The organism is Blautia sp. DFI.1.216 (assembly GCF_020594215.1).
Lineage (GTDB): Bacteria > Bacillota > Clostridia > Lachnospirales > Lachnospiraceae > Blautia_A > Blautia_A wexlerae.
Map to the genome: position 1 here is coordinate 1 of NZ_JAJDML010000116.1, position 2,253 is coordinate 2,253.

Sequence of the window (2,253 nt, forward strand, 5' to 3'; positions counted from 1 at the left end):
GTAGAGCATGCGGCTGTTAACCGCAGTGTCGTTGGTTCGAGTCCAACAGGGGGAGCTACAAACCCAATAATTGTGCAAAATAACTAAATATGGCGCAGTAGCCAAGTGGTAAGGCAATGGTCTGCAACACCAGTATTCACCGGTTCAAATCCGGTCTGCGCCTCTTAAAAAGCCCAGAAAATCAAGGTTTTCGAGGCTTTTTCTTTTTTCAAAATCCTATAATTCTGTCTAAAAAAATAAGGTGGCAAAATTATAGGAAAGAAAAAGTTCACAATTTTTTCTACAAGTCCTTTTTTCCATAATCCAATTCCCTTTTTTAAAAAATTAATTCTAAAATATAAGTTTTCATGCTTTAATATTTATAGATATGTCCGCCAAAAACCGTTAAAAACCTTATAAAATCAAGTAAAATCGTTTCGTAAGGTGGACGATAAGGTGGAAGAATTTTGCTTGTTACAGCCTGTGCCATCATACTGTAGACAACCATTACCTCTGTTAAGCGGAAGATTTATGCAATCATAGCATCAATTAAACTTACCTTACGTTCACTGTCTGTATGAACATAAGTACGCATGATCACCTCATAGTTATCGCCAATGATTTCAGCAGCTTCCTTTATTTCTCCCATATTGTGAGTCTGTCGGATCAGATTTGTTGCAAAAGTGTGCCGTAGTGCATGAAGATTATATTCTGGAATCTCAGCACGCTTACAAATTTTCTTTAGCGTATTGGCTAAATTTTGGATTGTAGGGCTGACACCATTTTGCGTAGATAATATCAAATCTGGAAAAACCCGATTTTTATCGTATAGCTCCATCATACATGATAGTGAAAATTCAGCTTCCTTGTTTAATGGAATAGTCCGTAAACTATTTGGGTATTTTGGAGGAGTCAAAATCATTTTAGTCTTTTTTTTGGAACCGGCCTCTCTGTTTTTAACCCTGCTAAGAGTATGTGTGATTTTAATGCCACGCCGTCCTAAAAAGGGCACGATAGAAGATTGACCTAATGCAAGCAATTCACCACCACGTAAACCTGTGTTTAAAAGGAATACAATGGCAGGACCATATCTATACAAATAGCGTTCATTTTTATTTGGACTGGGTTCCATTGCAATTTCTTTTATGATCTGCTCATGTTCTGGTGGGATGATTGAGATTTCCTTTGTTTCTACAGGAAGAACGGATTCTTCCGGCATTATCACCCGATTTAAAATATCAGAAAAGTTTTTTGGCAGTTCGCCGAGAGAAATTGCTGTTTTAATCATTGCAGACCAAAATAAGTAAATTTTCTTTAATGATGAATAACTCAGGATTTCCTTTTTGGCATTAATCGTTGCTGTAATATCATCAGCAGTCAGATTAGAAAATGTTTTGCTAAAAGCATCCGTATCTTTTAAATGATTTTCGTATGTTTTTTCTAATCGATCCAGGCTGGTTTGTTTGAATTTGCCAGCTTCAACCATGAGACTTTTGCGGAATAAGTATTTGTTCGCATAGTCCTGTACTTTGATGTTTGAAGTAATTGCGTCTTGTATTGCGACTTTTATCTTCCAGTCATCTAATAATGCTTTCGCTTCTCCTTTGGTAGGAGCATTAAACTCCTTGTCCGGTAGCCCTTTTTTTCTATATCGGGCAGTCCAACCTCCTCTCTTATTTGGAAATAGTGATCCATCCCCTTTGGATCTTCTTTTTTGTTGTGTACCTTTCGTTGTTCTCGCCATGAATAGTTCCCTTTCTTTAATGAGATATTCATGCCAAATCAGGTATAAGGTCTATTTTAATATAGCCAAGCCTGATTGACAATAACTTTCTAAAGGGCCTAAAAGAATATTTGCTTTCCTATGTTTTTCTTGAGAAACTCCTGAATAGAAGCTGGTGAAGTAAAATATTGCCGCCCAACTTTTGTAACTGGAAGAATTCCACTGTCAAGAAGTTCCCTGGTTTTTGTTTTTCCAATGCCGAGCATGGATGCTATCTCCTGAACGGAGTATGCTTTAAAGAGATTGTCTGTTTCACTCAATATAATCACCTCTATAAATTAGATTAATGAAAGAGTAGACATATCAGGAAACCGTTTCCTATGCCATGTTTCATGCACGTATGAGGTGTTACTATGTAATCATCAAGCTGCAGGCGTGCATTTATGCGACACTATCTGCAGCACCTATATACATTTCCTGATAAGGTATAAAATTATCAACGAATCATGAAAGCTTATCTCAGCCTATAATGAAAATAGGATACTGACTCC

2 protein-coding genes and 1 tRNA gene are annotated in these 2,253 nt (G+C 36.9%); 1 reads left to right on the forward strand and 2 read right to left on the reverse strand.

Annotated features, from left to right (window positions below; all coding sequences use genetic code 11):
• The first annotated feature begins 91 nt into the window (after positions 1-91).
• Positions 92-163: transfer RNA gene (locus LJE11_RS18870), tRNA-Cys, on the forward strand.
• A 345-nt stretch (positions 164-508) separates the two neighbouring features.
• Here the strand turns inward: LJE11_RS18870 and LJE11_RS18875 are convergent.
• Positions 509-1,723, reverse strand: coding sequence for a site-specific integrase (locus tag LJE11_RS18875; RefSeq protein WP_059085258.1), 1,215 nt, complete (start codon positions 1,721-1,723; stop codon positions 509-511).
• A gap of 98 nt (positions 1,724-1,821) precedes the next feature.
• Positions 1,822-2,022 (reverse strand): helix-turn-helix domain-containing protein, encoded by a 201-nt coding sequence (locus LJE11_RS18880; RefSeq protein ID WP_243148421.1) that lies wholly within the window; start codon positions 2,020-2,022, stop codon positions 1,822-1,824.
• Between the last annotated feature and the right edge of the window lie 231 nt (positions 2,023-2,253).